Below are 16,558 nucleotides of genomic sequence, written 5' to 3'. Positions count from 1 at the left end.
CCAACCAACCCGGCCCTTCGGGCAGCCGGCTCCCAGGTGACCATGCCGTCCTTCAGCCTGCTCCTCCTGGTCCTCACCTCCGTCCCTCCCGCCAAGAGCGCGGTGCCGATGCCCCCGCCGCCCCCCGGCATGCGGGTGCTCAGCACGGAGGACAAGCAGCTGCGGGTGGGTGCCGCCCCCCAGGAGCCGGAGATCCAGTCCGCCGAGGAGATCCTGGAGGACCTGCGCAACGAGTCCTCCGAGGCCGAGGAGCCCACGGAGGAGTCCACCGAGCTGGAGGAGATGCGGGCGCTGGAGGGGGCCACGTTGGATCCCGGTGCCCGGCCCAACGCCGAGGTGCTCCAGTCGCTGCGCCGCCTGGGCCTGGCCAACCCGCTGCGCCAGCGCATGCTGGACGCGTTGGAGGAGCCCACCTTCCGCGAGGACGAGGAGCTGGGGGAGCTGCCCCTCATCACCGACCTGTCCAACTTCGACGTGGCGCGGGTGCAGCCCAAGTACGACATCCCGGTGGAGATGCAGCCGCTGGTGGCCCAGTACATCCAGTTCTTCCAGGGCCCGGGCCGCAAGTGGTTCAGCAAGTGGGTCAGCCGCTCCACCAAGTACCTGCCGGTGATGCAGCCCATCCTCGAGGCGCAGGGGCTGCCGCGCGACACGGTGTACCTGGCGATGATCGAAAGCGGCTTCTCCCCCACCGCCTACTCGTGGGCGCACGCCTCCGGGCCCTGGCAGTTCATCTCCAGCACCGGCCGCCAGTACGGACTGCACCAGGACTTCTGGGTGGACGAGCGCAGGGATCCCATCAAGGCCACCTATGCGGCCGCGCGCTACCTGAAGGACCTGCGCAAGGAGCTGGGCCACTGGTACCTGGCGTGGGCGGGCTACAACACCGGCAGTAGCCGGGTGCGCCGGCTGGTGGAGCGCCACGGCACGGACGACTTCTGGGTCATCTCCGCGGAGAAGGGCCTGGCGACGGAGACGAAGCACTACGTGCCCAAGCTCATCGCCGCGGCGCTCATCGCCAAGCACCCCGCGGCCTTCGGCTTCTCCGAGAAGGAATTCGTCTACGAGCAGGCACTCACCTTCGACGAGGTGAAGCTCACCGACGCCACGGACCTGGACGTGATTGCCCGGGCGGCGGGCGTATCCGTGGAGCAGGTGCGGGACCTCAACCCCGAGCTGCGGCGCTGGTGCACCCCGCCGGCGAGCGCCAAGAACCCGTATGTGCTGCGCCTGCCCCAGGGCTCGTCCGAGCGCTTCGCGGAGAACTTCCCCCGCATCCCGGCCAAGGAGCGGCTCACCTTCCGCGTCCACAAGGTGAAGCGGGGAGACACGCTGTCGCAGATCGCCCTCAACTACGGCACGGCGCCCGAGGCCATCCTGCAGATGAACCAGCTCAAGAGCGCGCGGACGCTGAAGCTGAACGCGGAGCTGGTGATTCCGGTGCCGGCCGGGCGCGGCGCGGGCAAGACGGACGCGGACAGCGCCCTGGCGCGCAAGGTGGCGCAGGCGCGGCGCAGCGGCGTGACGGTGATGCGCCCCGAGGACGAGGTGCCCGCCGGGACGCCGCGCGGCCCCGTGGCCACCGGCCCCATCAAGACGGAGAGCATCAACGGCCGCAAGCGCATCACCTACGGCGTGCAGTCGGGAGACAGCCTGTGGGCCATCGCCCAGCGCTTCCAGGTGAACGTGGACGACGTGCGCAAGTGGAACAACCTCACGGTGCGCGCCAGCAAGAAGGCCCTGAAGGTGGGCTCGGTGCTGTACGTGTGGCCGGACAGCGCGCCCAAGCAGGTGGTGGAGCGCGCGGGCACCGTCATCGCCCAGCGCGCCCCGGCCGGTAACGCGGGCCGTCCCGGCACCGTGCACGAGCTGGCCGCCGGCGAGTCCATCTGGAGCGTCGCCCAGCGCTACGGCGTGACCGTGGAGGACATCAAGCGCTGGAACAACATCAAGGACACCACGCGGCTGCCCACCGGACTGCGGCTCACGGTGAAGGCGCCGTAACGCGGTTTCCCGCTCGTGGCCCCGGGCCCCCGTGAGGGCCCGGCGGCCCCTGGCCCGCCCCTCAGGGCACGGCCAGGTTGATCATGTAATACAGGCCCTGCAGGTAGCGGTTGAGCGCTCCCATCAACATCGGGAGGACCGTGATGATGCTCGCCCCACCGGCGATCGTCAGCGCGAAGACGACGGCCGAGTACTCGACCATCGCCTGACCGCGCCGGGGCCGCCGGCCGAAGAGGCCGCGCCGCACGGCGCGCTCCACTGCCTTCGTCTCACGGGATTCAGTGGTCATCATCGTTCGTCACCTTCACCCCCGGGGGGGCCTTGGGCGGCTTGATGTTCTCCATCATGTACTGCGCATCGAGCTTACCCTTGTTCTTGCAGCTCCCGCTGCAGGCATCGGCCATCTGCTTGCAGTTGGCCTCGCAGGCCTGCTTCGCCTGAGCGTTGTTCTTGATCTCCTTGCAGGGATCCGCGCAGACATTCTCGATGATCTCACACTGGTCCGAGCAGGTCTTCGGAGCCTTGGTGACGAGGGGCTTGGCAGGCTGAGGCGCGGCCTCCTTCTTCTTCTTGGGGGCCTGGGCGGAGGCCAGTCCGGCGGCGAGCAACACGGCCAGGGACACGGAACGGATGGTGGTGGCGAACACGGTGTTTTTCCTCATTCCTCGAGCCACAGCAGACCCACGGCCACGGTGGCGGCCTCCGTATGGGGCTGGGCGGAAATGGACAGCATCGAGCTGCCCTTCTGGTAGTTCTCCAGGCCTGGCAGGCCGTCCTTCACCTGCACGGGAACGAAGCCACGCTTGAGCAGCTCCTCCCGGTAGAAGGACTGGACGCGCGCCACCGAGCTCTCCCGCACCAGGAAGAAGGCACTGCGCGAGGCCATGCCCGGCTCGAGCTGCTGGATGGCCGAGGGCATCTCCGCCTTGGGAGGCAGCGGCACATCGTCCGGCAGGGTCGAACGCCCTTCGATGAGCTCCTCCGGGTTGCCCACCGAGGCCAGGATGACCGTCCCCTCGCCATGGGGGACGAAGGTGAGCGTCTTCAGGTTCTTGCTGCCCGGCGGCCGGAAGCTCAGGTACGTCATCCCCGGCACCTCATCCACCCGGCCCTGGATCGGCGCGATGCCCTGGCGCTCGAGGGCATCCAGATAGAAATTCGTCACCATGCGGGGAGGATCCTCGACGATGAGGGAAGCGACCTCCATCCGGGCGCCATTGATGAGCGTCTGGCTGCCCATGGGCTCGGGACGCACGCCGCGGTACACGCTGAAGGCGAAGAGATCCGCGTCCGCCGGCTCCTCCGGGGGAGGGGCCGAGGACATCACCTCGCGCACGAACGTCCGCCAGCTCTCCTCCGAGGCGTAGGGGTCGTGCCCGTTCGCCCGGTGGGCGGCCAGGGGATCCATCCCAGGCTCTGCCGCCGCGCCACACGAGCCGCCACCCGCGCCGCCGTTGCAGCACGAGCCTCCGGCGGGGGCCGCCTTCTCCGGGCTGGCCTCGGAGAGCGCCTGGGCCACGGACGTTTTCTCTCCCTGGTGGGACAGGGCGGGCGCCGCCCACAGCAGGGCGGCGGTGACGACGACACTGCTTCTCAAGGACACCGATCCCTCTCCTCTTGACGGCAGCCCATGTAGTACACACCCCGGTTGCTGCCCGCGGTCACGTAGTTGTTGTTGACGTTGCGATAGGGCGTGGACTGGAAGCCCTGGCCCCCACCGAACAGCCCTCCCGAGGCCTGCTGCCGCAGGCCCGGGTCCTGGGGCTTGTAGCGGGAGATCAGGAAGGTACCCGCCATGTTGGGCAGGCCGGCCACGGACCGGGTCGTCGGGCCCGCGGTGGCGGCCGCCAGGATGTTCTGCTGCGCCGCCCGCGCGGAGAAGGCGCCCGAGGCCGCCGCCACCGCCGCGTACGTCGGCGTGCGCGAATAGTCGAACACCACGCGGTCATAGAAGGGGCCTTCGATGTTGTCCGGGTCGCCCATCAGGCCGGAGCGCGCGCCGATGTCCGCATTGGCGAGCCCGCCGGAAGCCGCGCCGTTGCGCAGCGCCCACGTGTTGTAGATGAGCGAGCCCGTCTCGTGGGCCACGATGTTGCCGCCCCGGCCCTGGATGGAGTGCGAGTCCGTCGTCGCGCTCTGACGCTTCGTCAGATTCGACATCTTCACGTCGGTGAACTCCGTGAAGAGCTTCTCCGGGATGAGGTAGTTGTAGATGTAGCCGGTGGCCGAGCACGTCACCTGGCCGCCCACGTTGAATTCGGAGCCGGCGAAGGACGGCAGCAGGCCGGTGACATCACTGGCCCAGCCCGAGTCCTCCGTCAGCTTGCAATCGAACTGGGTGTCCGGCCCCACGTTCGCGTCGAAGCGGAACGTGTACTGGGCGGCGAAGTAGATCTTGTGGTGCTTCTGATGGTCGTGGTTGCCCGTGATGCGCTGGACATTGCCCAGGTCCGGCTTGCTCACCTCCGAGCCATCATCGATGGCGGAGGTGTGGTCCGAGTACGAGGCGCGCACGGCCCGCTGAACCTGGCCGAAGTCCTCGTTCTTGTCGCCGCTCTCGGCGTTCCGGGTGGAGAAGTCCCACAGGCCCGACACGACCGTCTCCTGGAGATCCAGCTTCATGTACGCCGCGTCGATGAGGAAGAGGGCGTAGAGCAACAGCGGGATGAGGACGATCATCAACAGCGCGGTCTCCACCATCGCGGCGCCGCGCCGTCGCCCGTGGAGCCTGGAGCGCGAAGAGAGGCTGCTCATTGGATGTTCACTCCCTTTCCGCCGCCGTTGGGTACGGCACTCGCGCCGGTAACCACCGCCGCCGCGTCCGCGTCGACGCTCCCGAGCGACATCAGGTCCGTTTGGGTCAGCGGGTGGAGCTTGGCCCGCCAGTAGGGATTGAAGAGGTTGGGGTAGTCGGACCAGTCCCCGATGCGGTGGTAGTAGACCTGCGCCTTGGAGAAGGCGTGCATGGGCGAGTTGTTGGAGAGCGTCAGCACGGCATCCTGGGAGCCCACGTTCTTCACGCGCACCGTCCCGCTGCCGTTCTTGGCCACCTCATAGGGGCCCCGGATGCCGTACTCGTTGACGCGGCCATCCGTGGTCACCGCAGCGAACACGGCGGGCTGGTTGTAGGGAGCGCTGGTGCCGATGTTGAACTCCGTGAAGCGCTCCATCCGCATCTGGGGCGAGGTGTGCTGGCCGCCCGTGTGGGGCCGGTTGAAGAAGTCCATGATGCCCAGGTCCGCCCGGTGGCGCGCGGAATTGCCGGTCACCAGCTCACCGGGGCCCGCGGGCCCGAAGGCCGGCAGCGGCCCCACTCCAGCTCCGTCCCGCCACTGGCCGGTGAGCGTGCCCCAGTCGTACGAGCTCATGCTCTGCCCCTGGGTCGTCGACGCCGCGCTGTCCCGCGCCGCGAAGACGGTGCCGCCCGCCTGCCCCGGGAAGTTTCCATCCGTCGCGCCCGTGCGGCCGCCCGCCATGAAGCCGGTGTCCGGTACCTGGGACACGAGCCAGTTGCCCCGCGGGCCGATCCACAGCTGCGCCTTGACGATCTGGTTGAGCTGGGGAAAGAGCACCGCCTGAATGGCGGGCGAGCCCTTGCGGTTCCACGCGAAGTCCTGCCGGGAGGCGTTCACCGTCTCGGCCATGATGCGCCGCTTGAGCTGGGTGTTGGAGTAGAAGATGCGGTTCCACTGGGCGACGTTGAAGGCATTCACCAGGGTCTCGTCCGTCGTGACGGACTCGGCCTTCTGCATGTTGTCCTTCTTGAGCGTCCCCAGGCTGCCCGACGTCAGCGTGGCCGTCACGCCCACCCGCACCGCCGTCTGCGAGGCGCTCAGCAGGGTGACGTGCGCGTCCAGGGCGCGCATGAGGTTCTGCGCCGGCTGGTCCAACTGGCGGATGCGCTGGCCCATCTTTCCGCTGATCCAGTCGATCGTCAGGCCCGCGGCGTTGATGCCCGCCTCGAACGCGTGGATGCAGTGGGTGAAGCAGCACGGGGCGCACCCGAAGGGTGAGCAGCAGCAGTAGCAGAGCGCGTTCTCCTGCGCGGCGATCTGCCCCATCACCCCCGCCGCGGACAGCTTCAGGTCGGCCAGCATGGCCGCCTCGGACATGTACGCGTGCACGTTGGCCATGCCCACGTAGGCCGAGGCAATGGCCCGGTTGGTGTAGGCGAAGTGGTTGAGGGCGCGGGCCTCGGCCACCGCCAGGGAGAAGGCCTTGGCGTCCGCGTAGTTCTGCAACCGGATCTTCTGCTGCACCGACACCGTCACGTTGATGGTGATGAACACCACCAGCGCGAGGACCAGCAGGGTCACCACTCCCAGGATCATCGCCTGGCCGCGCGGGCGCAGGCGTCCAGGGCCACGCGACTGTGCTTGGAGGAACTTCATCATGGGAACCTCTTCATGCCGCATCCGGGTAACCGCCCCAGGCTCAAGGCTTGTAGTGGATGCAATCGTTTGTGTCGGGCAACTTGAATCTGTTGAGGAACAGGTTGCTCTGCATCCGCATGGCGTAGCTGACGTTGATCGGCAGCGTGTAGATGCGGCGGTTGGCCAGTTCGCTGACCGCCTTCAACTGGGTACCCGTCGTCTTGGGAGTGATCGGCGAGCTCTTCCGGGTCATCATCAGGACCGACGGCAGCGACAGGCCCAGATAGCTGCGGGTCATGATCCAGTTGGCGAAGGGGATGGGCATCCGGTAGAGCAGTTGCAGTTGCACGCGCAGCCGCAGGCGGTTGTAGCGCCGCATGCCGTCGCCGGTCTGCGCGTCCATCGTCGAGGGCAGCGCCAGCTCCGGATCGTCGAAGTCCACCTCGTTGTTGCTACCCAGGCCATGCAGCGCGCGCTGGCTGCCCGCCGGCAGCGGGCTCGCGCTGCCGCTCGCGGTGCCGCGCAACTCCCCAAGGGTCGGTCCGCAGATGACGACCTGCACCAGCCGGCGCCCATCCGCGCTCCTGTTCTGGTTCTCTATCATCGCGCGGTTGTACTTGAGGAGGATGTCGCTGGTGCTGCTGGTGGGCAGGATGGTCTCGCTGTCGCTCACCAGCACCGGAAGCAGGTGGAAGATGGCCGCAGCATTCATCGCATCCTGGCTGGCGTGGTGCATCGCCCCCACGCGCGCCGCCCGGTACGCGGCGTACTTCGCCATCACGCGGGTCTGGGCAATCATCCCAAGTTGTAGGATTCCGAGAATCAGGAAGATGAAGAGCGGGATGACGAGCGCGGTTTCCACCGCGACCTGACCGGACTCTCCACGAGTATGGCGACGAGGGACAAATGCCATGGCACCCTGCAAACTAGCGGATGGGGCGTGCCCCACACTATCGGTCAACTTGCCGCACGGGCACTGCGGTAAGGTGATCATGGGAGAAAACGAATGAGAAAGACGTTGCGGATTCTGGGAGCAGTGGTGGCGCTGTCGCTCGGGGCGTGTGTGGACCCGGGTGATGGCGGCGGAGACGGTAACACGGTCTGTACGGGTACCTATAGCGGAGCCATCACGGGCCGCGTCAGCTTCTGTAGTCTGGAGGCAACCAAGCTCGCCAACGGGCAGCTTCAGTATTTCCTCCAGATCGATCCCGAGCAGGGCAGCGGGAACGTGTCGGGCAGCGACGGCGTCCTCATCACCCTCACCGGCGACCCCAAGACGGGCACCCTCACCGGGAGCGCCGTCACGCAGATCCTCGGCACGGTCACGTCGACCGATGACAAGGAGTACTCCGTGCAGAAGGGCGCGGCGGAGAACCTCGGCTCGTTGTCGCTGACGATCGACTCCGTGCCCGCCGGGCAGGCCGCGGGCACCGGCACGCTCTACCAGTGGTTCGGTGGGAAGGCGCAGATCCAGTACGCGGCCGCCGCGGGCGCGGGCTACACCGGCACGGTCAACCTGTCGCTCGAGTTCAAGCCTCAGTAGCAGCCAGCCATCCCAGCGGGTGGGGCGCTCGGCCGAGGTTCGATCGAGCGCCCTTCCCCGCCTACCCCTCCTCGAGCAGCATCTTCAGCTCGCGGATGCGGCGCGTGACGTGGTCGCGGTCCAGCCGGCGGAAGCTCTCGGGCAGCAGCTCCCGGCTGGTGCACTCCTGCACCGCCACCAGGTTCTGCAGCTCGATCTCCAGCGGGTAGCTCGGCGGCACGAAGTCCTCGAAGACGGCCTTGAGGTCCTCCACCGTGGCCTGCTCGCGCCCGTTCGCCAGCGCCCGGAAGCGCGTGCGCACCAGCACCGCCTCCATGTCCGCGCCGCTCAACTGCCGCGTCCCGGTGGGGATCAGCTCCGCGATGGACGTCACGTCCAGCTTCAGCCCCGTCTTCTTCTGCATCACCTTGAAGAGCTCTTCCCGCTCCTCTTCCGTCTCCGGATAGAAGAGCGCGAGGTGCTCCTCGGCGCGGCCCTGCCGCTTGAGGTCGATGGGCAGCAGGTCCGGCCGGGCCGTCAGCAGGAACCAGACGATCTTCCCGCGGTACACCGTGTTGCCCATGAACGAGGCGATGGAGCCGAAGATGCGGCTGCTCGTCCCCGAGTCCCCGCCCGAGTCGCGGTTGCCCAGGAAGGTGTCCGCCTCGTCCACCATCACCGCCACCGGCCAGAGCGCCTTGAGCAGGTTGAAGATCTTCTCCAGGTTGGACTCGGTGACGCCCTGCCACTGGCTGCGGAAGTTGAGGAACTTCACCACCGGGATGCCAATCTCTCCGGCGAAGCAGGACACCATGAACGTCTTGCCGGTGCCCACCGGGCCGCTGACGAGGTAGCCCATGGGCATCACCTCGATGCGCCCCTTCTTGAGCGCGTTGGCCGCGTGGCGCAGCATGTCCTTGGCCTTGCCGTGGCCCGCCACCGCGTCCAGCGTGTGCACCGGCTCGATGAACTCGAGCAGGCCATGGCACTCGGCCTGGATGAGCTCCTTCTTCTTCTCCTTGAGCAGATCCGTGGTGATGCGCACGTCGCGCTCGAGGGCCTCGGTGAGCACGCGGTCCAGGTTGATGCGCGAGAGGCCCGCCGTCATCTTCGCCAGGCCCGCCAGCGGCACGTCCGACACCGCCGCCAGCTTCTTGCCCTCCAGCTTGTAGCGCACGTACTCCAGCCGCTCGTCCTCGGTGGGCAGGGGCAGCTCGATGGCCGCCACGTACGGGTTGCGCGACAGGCGCTGGGACACGTCCGCCAGGTTCTCCGCCAGCAGCACCACGGAGGTGTCCCCCGCGAGGAACTGCGGATCATGCGCCCACTTGTCCAGCGTGGCCAGGACGAACCGGTCCTCCGCCGACAGGTGGCTCATCTCCCCGCCCGGCACCAGCGTCTCGGCGAAGTCGATGATGAGCGCCAGCGACTTGCCCTCGCTCAGGCGCATCCGCAGGAAGTTCTCCAGGAGCTGCAGCGCCCGGGCGGGATCCCTCGGCAGGCTCTTGGCGTAGTCCGTGCCGTACATCGCGTCATACCCGGCCATCGTCCGCTGGAAGTCCTTCTGCGTCTCCGGAGACGCCGAGCGGATGCCGGACGAGCGGTCATAGAAGATGACGTGATCGCGCCCGCCGAAGAGCTCCTCGGACAGGAAGGTGCGCAGCGTGCCGAAGCTCCGGCTGCCGTCCTCCTGGGTGGTGGGCTGCAAGTCCCTCACCGCTCCGTAGAGCAGGAAGGTGCTGACGGTCTTCGTGTAGTACTTCTGGGCCAGCTTCTGGGCCCAACCGGGCAGCCCCGCGAGTGGATCCGCCGCCTCGGCCTTGCGTGACTTGGTCACCGACACACCCCTCCCGCCCCGGATGGGGCGCTCACGCCCGCCCGAGCCGGGCGGGCGCCTCTTTGATTACCGCGCTACCGGCAGCCGCGCTGCTTCTTCAGCCGCTCCTTCACCTGGCCCTTGCCGGGAGCCACGTCCACGTCCACGTCGTCGTGGCAACGCAGCTTGAGGCTCACCTGCTTGACGCTGTTGGGGAAGCGCACCCGGGCCGGCGTCTCGCCCCACTCCTTGCCACCCGCGAAGATGGTGGCGCCCGCCGGAGTGGAGGCCACTTCCACCTCGAAGCCGTCCGCCTCGAGCTTGAGCTGCACGTCCATCGGCTTGTCGCCAGCGGCCGGGGTGAGGCTTTGCTTCACGGGCTTGAAGCCCGGGGCACTGGCTTCCACCAGCACCTCGGTGCCCGCCGTCAGCTCGCCGAAGTAGGTGGAGCTGCTGCCCTTCTGCCGCACCACCTCGCCCGCCACCTTCAGCTCCGCGTCCGGCGGCTGGGTGACGATCATCACGCGCGCGAACTGCTGCGTGCGCTCGAGCTTCGCCTCCACCGGCGTGGGCGACATCCCTTCCTGGATGTCCACCTGCTGGGTGAAGGGGTGGTAGCCCTCGGCACTCACCATCACCAGGGCGGGGCCCACCTTCACCTGCTGCAGCAGGGGACCGGACTTGGGCGTCTCCAGTTCCTGGCCGCCGAAGCTCACCCGATAGGGCACCTTCAGATCGGGGGGCACGTTCACCAGGATGTAGCCCATGGGCACCGGCCGCGACATGAGGAATCCGCCCACCCCCGCCATCACGAGCAACAGCACGGCGAGCCCCGCGATGAGCGGCAGGCGGTTGGCTGCCGCCGTCTCGGGAGCCCGCGCCGGGGCGGCAACGGCGGCAATCGCCGGAGAGGACGCGGCCGGAGGGACGCGCTGGGCCGCGGCGGCCGCGCGCAGCGGCGTGGCCGGCGTGAGCTCCATCGCGTCCTGCGACTCCGGCTCGTCCAGGAGGGGAGGCGGCGGAGCCGGCTGCGGGGTCCGAGGGGCCGCCACCGCCGGCATGGCCGTCATCGAGGCCCGCGGAACGATGGACGGCTCGGACACCGGAGGATCCGACGGCCGGACGGCGCGCATCCCATCCATCGTGTTGCGCCCCTGGCGGGCCACGGTGGTGCTCTCCGCGGACGGCGGAGCGGGCGCGAGCGTCGGAATGGACGGGCGCGGCGGGGCGGACACCACCGGCGTCCGCACGCTGGCCATGCGCTGGGCCGGCTGCTCGTCGATGACGGGCGCGCGCGGCACCTCCACGGGCGTCACCGTGCGCCCGGGACCCACGAGGCCCGGCTGCGTGGTGGGCTCGTCGAGGTACTCGGGGCTGCTGACCACCATGGTCGCGCCGGACTCCTCTTCCTGCACGGGCGGAGCCGTGGGCGGGGGAGCCGTCAGCTTGGGCATGGCGCCCAGCGTGGGCGCACGGCGCACGCCTCCCAGCGAGGGGGTGGCGGGCATGGGCGGCGACATGGGCGCCTGGGCCGGCACCGGCGCGCTGGCCGGCACCTGCACCTGCGGCGCCGAGGGCGCTCCGCTGAAGCCCATCTCGATGGCGGCCAGCATGCCCTCGGGGGGCTTGATGTCCGCGTACTCCTGCAGCCGCTGCTTCTCGCGCTCCACGTCCTCGGCGAAGGTGGACTTCATGTACTGCATGAGGTCCTTGCGCCCGAAGATGGAGTCCGAGGTCAGCAGGAAGCGCTGCAGGTCATCGCCCAGCTCGTTGGCGTACTGGTAGCGCTCGTCCACGTCGCGCGCGAGCGCCTTGAGGACGATCTTCTCCAGCGCCTCGGGGATGCGCCGGTTGTACGTGGAGGGCGGGGCCACCTCGGCCTTGCGCACCTTCTCCAGCACGCTGAAGTCGCTGTCGCCCACGAAGAGCCGCTCGCCGGTGAGCATCTCGTAGAGACACACGCCGATGGCGAAGATGTCCGAGCGCCGGTCCAGCGGCAGGCCGCGGATCTGCTCCGGGCTCATGTAGCCGAACTTGCCCTTGAGGATGCCGGCCTGCGTCTTGGTGGCCTTGCCCGCCGCCTTCGCGATGCCGAAGTCGATGACTTTGACCTCGCCCTCATAGGAGATGAGGATGTTCTGCGGCGAGATGTCGCGGTGGACGATGTTCAGGTCCTGGCCCTGGTTGCTCTTCTTGCGGTGGGCGTAGTCCAGGCCCTCGCACATCTTGGAGACCACGTAGGCCACCAGCGGCACGGGCGCGGGCTCGCTCTTCTTCCGGCACCGGTCGAAGATGGCCCGCATGTCCCTGCCGGGGATGTACTCCATCGCGATGAAGTAGCTGTTGGTGATCTGCCCCAGCTCGTAGATCTGCGCGATGTTGGCGTGGTTGAGCTGGACGCTGATCTTCGCCTCGTCGATGAACATCGAGATGAATTCATCGTCCTCGGCGATGTTCGGGAGGATGCGCTTGATGGCGACGAGGCGCTCGAAACCTCCCGCGCCAAACATCTTTCCGCGCCACACCTCCGCCATGCCGCCGATGTTGATGCGGTCCAGGAGGAGGTATTTCCCAAACGGGATGGGCTGCCGCTTCGGTTGAGTGGTCGTCACGTGGGTGCGTGGCTCGGTGTTTGAAAGCCGAGCCTATCGACCGCGCCTCCATAGGGTCAACCGCGCGCCGTCCCCCACCCCCAGATCGTCCCGTGCCAGTCTCAGGGAGTGGGAGCCGGAGCCAGGGCCCCGGCATCTGTATCCTCGGGAGCAACAGCGGGTTCGGGAGGCTCGGGCGCAAGGGGGAGAGCGAGCGGCTCTCCTGCCTCCTCCTCGGGCAGTGTGGGTTGCACGACCGCCACGTGCGCCTGTCCGTCCACGGACAGCACCGCGGGGTGGCCGAAGCGCTCGCCCGCTGGCAGGGCAACCAGGGAGACCCAGGCCGTCTGGCGGTCCGCGGCCACGCAGTAGACGAGCGTCCCCACCGTGAGGCCCGGCGCCTCCTGCACGGGTCCCTCGCACTGCTGGCGCACCTGCAGGGACCAGGCCGCGCGCTGTCCCCGGACGAGGTACGGGGGCGGCTCCAGCTCCGCCAACAGGGGCTGGAGCACCGCCGGGTCCGCCGGGACGGTGCGCCCGTCCGACAGCGCCTTGGCCCGCTCCTCGAACTGGCTCAGCGCCATGGCCGCCAGCTCCTCGGAGCGCAGCGGCACCTCGTTCTCGGCCCGCACCAGGCCGGCGAAGAGGGCGCACAGCAGGAGGATCGGCAACAGCCGGTAGCCCTTGAAGTCCTCGCCCCGGCCGCGCACCAACCCCCACAGGACGACGCCCAGCACCCCCACGGTGGCGGCCAGCACCACGGCGGGCCACACCAGGGAAGGCAGCGCCGTGAAGGCGGACACCTCGGCATTCCGAGCCCGCGAGGCATCCAGCAGGTCACCCCCGTAGAGCCACACGAGGGCCAACAGGCACGCGGCGTTGCCGAGGAGCGTCTTGAGCGAGGGCAGCTTCATCCGGCGAGTGTCCGGGCGGGGTCCGTGGCCGCGGCCCGATGGCTGGGGAACCAGGCACCGGCCACCGCGGCCAGCAACCCGAGCACCACGCCTCCCACGACCACGGGCCAGGGGAAGGAGAAGAAACTCTCGGGCTTGAAGGGGAACTGCGGCAGGTAGGAGACGGCGAGCCGGTCGATGAGCAGCGCCAGCAGGAGCGCGAAGACGGTACCCAGGAAGCCACCGGCCACGCCCACCACGCTCGCCTCGGCCAGGACGATGTTGCGCACATCCGAGCGCGAGGCCCCCACCGCCTGCATGACGCCAATCTCCTTGGCCCGCGCGCGCACCGAGGCGCTCAGCGCGTGGGCGATGTTCACCGCCGCGAGCACGCAGATGAGGATGGACAGCAGCGCCAGCGCGGACGTGGTGAGCGTCACCGCCGCGCCCACGTTCTCCGCGAGCCGCCGCTCCTGGTCGTCGATCTCCAGGCCCATTTCCCGCACCGCCGCCATCAGGCCCGGCACCGCACCCGGGCTGGTGGCCACCAGGGTGATGCCGGAGAACGTCTCCGCGTCCTGGCCCAGCTCGCGGTTGAGGCGGATGGCCGCGTCCAGCGGGATGGTGACACCCGCGAGCAGCGCCCGATCGGACGCGCCCACCACCTGCACCTGGGACGAGATGACGGCGACGTCCGGCAGCGGGGCCGTCACGTAGGAGCGGTTGAAGTCCACCGGGAGGGTGAAGCCCACGAGCAGATTGGGCGTGAGCGTCGGCAGCTTGCGGGCCGGGGCGAAGGTGTTGTTGTAGATCTCCAGCAGCCGCGTGGAGATGAGGCCCGGCAGCGGCTGGCCCGGCCCCGGGTCCACGAACTTGCCGAGCTGCACGTCGCCCTCGACGAGGCCGGGCTCCACGCCCACCGCGAGGACGTCCATGCCCATGCGCATCTTCCGGCCGAAGAAGTCCCCCTGGTAGAGGCTCGCCGCGGGGGCTCGCACGCTCATCTTCCGGTAGAGCTTCTCCACGTCGGGCAGCGCCTGGAGCCGCTCCACCATGGTGGCGTCCAGCTTGCCGCCCCCGAGGAACGAGCCGAGCGACACCGCGGGAGGAACCACGTCCACCAGCCGCGCGTCGTTGGGGAAGATGCGCTCGCGGATGACGCGCCCCACGCCCAGGCCCAGGCCCACGAAGAAGACGAGCGCCCCCACGCCCATGGCCACGCCGAAGGCGGAGAAGAACGCGCCCCGCCGCTCGCGCGCGAGGCTCAGCCGCACCAGTTGCGACAGCGCCGCCAGCCTCATGACACACCTCCCGCCAGGGCCGGCCGGGGCTCCTCGACGAGCCGCCCCTCCTTGAGGCGCAGCACGCGCCGGGCCGCCGTGCTCATCCGATCCTCGTGGGTGACGGCGAGCAGGGTGATGCCCTCGCGGTTCAGCTCCTGGAAGAGCGTGATGACGCCGGCGCCCGTGGCCGCATCGAGGTTGCCGGTGGGCTCGTCACACAGGAGCAGCCGGGGGCCGGTGAAGAGGGCCCGGGCGATGGCCACGCGCTGCCGCTCGCCGCCGGAGAGCCGCACCGGAGCGCGGTCCTTCTTGGCCAGCAGGCCCACCCGGTCCAGCAGGGACTCGGCGCGCCTGCGGGCCTCGGGGGAGATGACGGCGCCGAAGTGCGAGGGCATCAGCACGTTCTCCACCGCGGACAGGTTGGGAATGAGGTGGAAGGACTGGAAGACGAAGCCCACGTGCTGGTTGCGGAAGCGCGCCAGCTCCTTGTCCTTGTCCTTCAGGCCGGACAGCTTCACCCCGGCCACCTCCACGTCGCCCTGGTAGTGCACGTCCAGCCCGCCCAGCAGGTGCAGCAGCGTGGACTTGCCACTGCCGGACGGGCCCACCACGGCGACGAAGTCACCGTCCGCCACCTCGAGCGAGAGGCCATCCAGGACGCGCACCTCGGTGCCATCCCCGTCCCGGTACTGTTTGACGATGTCGCGTGCGCGTATCACTGGGGTGCCAACCAGAGGGTGAGCTCGGCCTGCAGGGCCTTCTCCTTCTCGGAGAGGCCCAGCGTGACCGCGCGAAGGTCATCCGTGGCGTCCAGCCAGCGCACGGTGGTCGCCTTGATGGCGAAGCCGCCAATGCCCCAGGCCTCGGAGGGAAGCGCCTTCACCGCGTCGGCGAGGCGCCGCAGGTCCAACACCGCCCCCAGCACCGGGCCTTGCAGCGCCGGGCGCAGATCCTCGGCCAGGGGGCTGTTGCCCGCGGGGTTGCCGAGCCGGGTGAGCGCCGTCTCGAGGCGCGACCGCGGCGCGGCGAGCACCACCTTGTCGCCCACCGAGGCGAAGTGCGCGCCCTCGCCCTGCCGGTACGAGGTGAGGTAGACGCGCTGGCCGTTGACGTCCTCGGGCTTCACCTCGGCGCCGAAGCGCTGGGCGATGGAGGGCACCTTCTCCAGCGTGGAGGCGAGGCCCGCCGCGTCCTTCCCCTCCCCCACCACCACCAGGTGCACGAAGCGGAAGGGGTTGGTGCGCCGCAGGTCCAGCGACGGCACGCCGGCCCCGAGCTGCACGGTGGGCGCCAGGGACACGCCCGCGACGAGGCCGGGCTTCAACTTGTCCAGCACCTCGGCCTTCAGGTCGAAGCCGCTCTCCTGCACCGCGCGGGTGACGTAGGGGCCGACGAGGTAGGGCCAGATGCCGCCGAGCTGCGCGGGGTCCCCCTGGTAGCGCGCCAGGAGGAAGCTGTCCTCCGGGAGGTAGCCGAGCAGGTCCGTGGCCTTCCGCGGCACGAGCGCGGCGAGCGAGGCCTGCGAGTCCGGCCACGGCGTGTCCAGGCGCAGCGTCACCGCGCGCTCCCCGAGCGAGCCCGCCAGGGTGACGGACTGGGTGGTGCCCGCCGGGACGAGGAAGCCGATGCCCCCCGGGAGGAAGGCGTAGAAGTCGCGCTCGGCGGGCAGCCGCTTCAGGGAGGTGTTGAGGAGCGGCTCCTCGGCGAGCGACTTCTCCGCGGGCAGCGTGGCGTAGCCTGAGAGCTGGGACACCATGGTGCCCGCGCCCAGCAGGGCGTAGTCACCGGTGAAGAGGAGCCCCAGCGCGGGCTGCTGCGCACCGGCCCGGGTGAAGGTGACGAGCGTGCCACCGGAGACCTTCTGCTCGGCGGTCTGCGCGGCGCCGAGGCGGTCACGGGCGAGCTTGGCGAAGGTCTCCCGGAGGGTCTTCTCGTCCTTCACGCCGAGCACGGAGAAGGCCTGGCCGCCACCGAGCAGGGCCGCGCCCGCGCCCCGGCCGGGGTCGATGCCCGCGGCCTCCATGGCCTGGCGGCTGCGCAGATCCACGCCCACCTGGCGCATGATGCTGGAGACGT

General features: G+C 69.3%; 14 protein-coding genes. 2 read left to right on the top strand and 12 right to left on the bottom strand.

What is annotated here, in order from left to right; all coding sequences use genetic code 11:
* The first annotated feature begins 42 nt into the window (after window positions 1–42).
* On the top strand, window positions 43–2,004 hold the full coding sequence (locus tag ACN28I_RS41615) for a LysM peptidoglycan-binding domain-containing protein (RefSeq protein WP_420947431.1): 1,962 nt from the start codon (window positions 43–45) through the stop codon (window positions 2,002–2,004).
* Between the two features lie 61 nt (window positions 2,005–2,065).
* On the opposite strand, the gene ACN28I_RS41610 is transcribed toward ACN28I_RS41615, so the two are convergent.
* The 6 genes from ACN28I_RS41610 to ACN28I_RS41585 are packed head-to-tail and all read right to left on the bottom strand — an operon-like array spanning window position 2,066 to window position 7,239.
* Complete coding sequence (locus ACN28I_RS41610; RefSeq protein WP_420947430.1) at window positions 2,066–2,296, bottom strand: hypothetical protein; 231 nt, start codon at window positions 2,294–2,296, stop codon at window positions 2,066–2,068.
* Window positions 2,283–2,651, bottom strand: coding sequence for a hypothetical protein (locus tag ACN28I_RS41605; protein WP_420947429.1), 369 nt, complete (start codon window positions 2,649–2,651; stop codon window positions 2,283–2,285). Before ACN28I_RS41605 ends, ACN28I_RS41610 begins: the two co-directional genes overlap by 14 nt.
* A gap of 11 nt (window positions 2,652–2,662) precedes the next feature.
* On the bottom strand, window positions 2,663–3,607 hold the full coding sequence (locus ACN28I_RS41600) for a hypothetical protein (RefSeq protein ID WP_420947428.1): 945 nt from the start codon (window positions 3,605–3,607) through the stop codon (window positions 2,663–2,665).
* Window positions 3,598–4,758 carry a hypothetical protein gene (locus ACN28I_RS41595; RefSeq protein ID WP_420947427.1) on the bottom strand — a complete coding sequence of 387 codons (1,161 nt, stop codon included), beginning with the start codon at window positions 4,756–4,758 and terminating at the stop codon, window positions 3,598–3,600. The genes ACN28I_RS41600 and ACN28I_RS41595 overlap by 10 nt, the downstream gene beginning before the upstream one ends.
* Complete coding sequence (locus ACN28I_RS41590) at window positions 4,755–6,398, bottom strand: hypothetical protein (protein ID WP_420947426.1); 1,644 nt, start codon at window positions 6,396–6,398, stop codon at window positions 4,755–4,757. Before ACN28I_RS41590 ends, ACN28I_RS41595 begins: the two co-directional genes overlap by 4 nt.
* Before the next feature lie 40 nt (window positions 6,399–6,438).
* Window positions 6,439–7,239 (bottom strand): TadE family protein, encoded by an 801-nt coding sequence (locus ACN28I_RS41585; protein WP_420947425.1) that lies wholly within the window; start codon window positions 7,237–7,239, stop codon window positions 6,439–6,441.
* Between the two features lie 144 nt (window positions 7,240–7,383).
* Between ACN28I_RS41585 and ACN28I_RS41580 the strand changes: the two genes are divergently transcribed.
* The gene (locus ACN28I_RS41580) at window positions 7,384–7,920 is read left to right on the top strand and encodes a hypothetical protein (protein ID WP_420947424.1); all 537 of its coding nucleotides are present in this window, start codon (window positions 7,384–7,386) and stop codon (window positions 7,918–7,920) included.
* 61 nt (window positions 7,921–7,981) lie between these two features.
* Here ACN28I_RS41580 and ACN28I_RS41575 read toward each other — a convergent pair whose 3' ends face one another.
* The 6 genes from ACN28I_RS41575 to ACN28I_RS41550 form a co-directional block, all read right to left on the bottom strand.
* Entirely contained in the window at window positions 7,982–9,736 is a 1,755-nt protein-coding gene (locus ACN28I_RS41575; RefSeq protein ID WP_420947423.1) for an ATP-binding protein, read from the bottom strand.
* Between the two features lie 74 nt (window positions 9,737–9,810).
* Window positions 9,811–12,327 carry a serine/threonine protein kinase gene (locus ACN28I_RS41570; protein ID WP_420947422.1) on the bottom strand — a complete coding sequence of 839 codons (2,517 nt, stop codon included), beginning with the start codon at window positions 12,325–12,327 and terminating at the stop codon, window positions 9,811–9,813.
* A gap of 101 nt (window positions 12,328–12,428) precedes the next feature.
* The gene (locus tag ACN28I_RS41565; RefSeq protein ID WP_420947421.1) at window positions 12,429–13,220 is read right to left on the bottom strand and encodes a hypothetical protein; all 792 of its coding nucleotides are present in this window, start codon (window positions 13,218–13,220) and stop codon (window positions 12,429–12,431) included.
* Window positions 13,217–14,500, bottom strand: coding sequence for an ABC transporter permease (locus ACN28I_RS41560; protein WP_420947420.1), 1,284 nt, complete (start codon window positions 14,498–14,500; stop codon window positions 13,217–13,219). The genes ACN28I_RS41565 and ACN28I_RS41560 overlap by 4 nt, the downstream gene beginning before the upstream one ends.
* Window positions 14,497–15,201: an ABC transporter ATP-binding protein gene (locus ACN28I_RS41555; RefSeq protein WP_420947419.1), complete on the bottom strand. Its 705-nt coding sequence runs from the start codon at window positions 15,199–15,201 to the stop codon at window positions 14,497–14,499. The genes ACN28I_RS41560 and ACN28I_RS41555 overlap by 4 nt, the downstream gene beginning before the upstream one ends.
* Complete coding sequence (locus ACN28I_RS41550) at window positions 15,198–16,544, bottom strand: hypothetical protein (protein WP_420947418.1); 1,347 nt, start codon at window positions 16,542–16,544, stop codon at window positions 15,198–15,200. The genes ACN28I_RS41555 and ACN28I_RS41550 overlap by 4 nt, the downstream gene beginning before the upstream one ends.
* Window positions 16,545–16,558 lie beyond the last annotated feature (14 nt).

This window comes from Archangium gephyra, from assembly GCF_049060025.1.
In the GTDB taxonomy this organism is placed as follows: domain Bacteria; phylum Myxococcota; class Myxococcia; order Myxococcales; family Myxococcaceae; genus Archangium; species Archangium gephyra_A.
This window is presented reverse-complemented; position numbering and strand designations above follow the sequence as displayed.

Bases quoted from the DNA above. Each gene is read 5' to 3' on its own strand.
- ACN28I_RS41615 (WP_420947431.1), top strand. From the start codon at position 43: ATGCCGTCCTTCAGCCTGCTCCTCCTGGTCCTCACCTCCGTCCCTCCC.
- ACN28I_RS41610 (WP_420947430.1), bottom strand. From the start codon at position 2,296: ATGATGACCACTGAATCCCGTGAGACGAAGGCAGTGGAGCGCGCCGTG.
- ACN28I_RS41595 (WP_420947427.1), bottom strand. From the start codon at position 4,758: ATGAGCAGCCTCTCTTCGCGCTCCAGGCTCCACGGGCGACGGCGCGGC.
- ACN28I_RS41590 (WP_420947426.1), bottom strand. From the start codon at position 6,398: ATGATGAAGTTCCTCCAAGCACAGTCGCGTGGCCCTGGACGCCTGCGC.
- ACN28I_RS41580 (WP_420947424.1), top strand. From the start codon at position 7,384: ATGAGAAAGACGTTGCGGATTCTGGGAGCAGTGGTGGCGCTGTCGCTC.
- ACN28I_RS41565 (WP_420947421.1), bottom strand. From the start codon at position 13,220: ATGAAGCTGCCCTCGCTCAAGACGCTCCTCGGCAACGCCGCGTGCCTG.
- ACN28I_RS41560 (WP_420947420.1), bottom strand. From the start codon at position 14,500: ATGAGGCTGGCGGCGCTGTCGCAACTGGTGCGGCTGAGCCTCGCGCGC.
- ACN28I_RS41550 (WP_420947418.1), bottom strand. From the start codon at position 16,544: ATGCGCCAGGTGGGCGTGGATCTGCGCAGCCGCCAGGCCATGGAGGCC.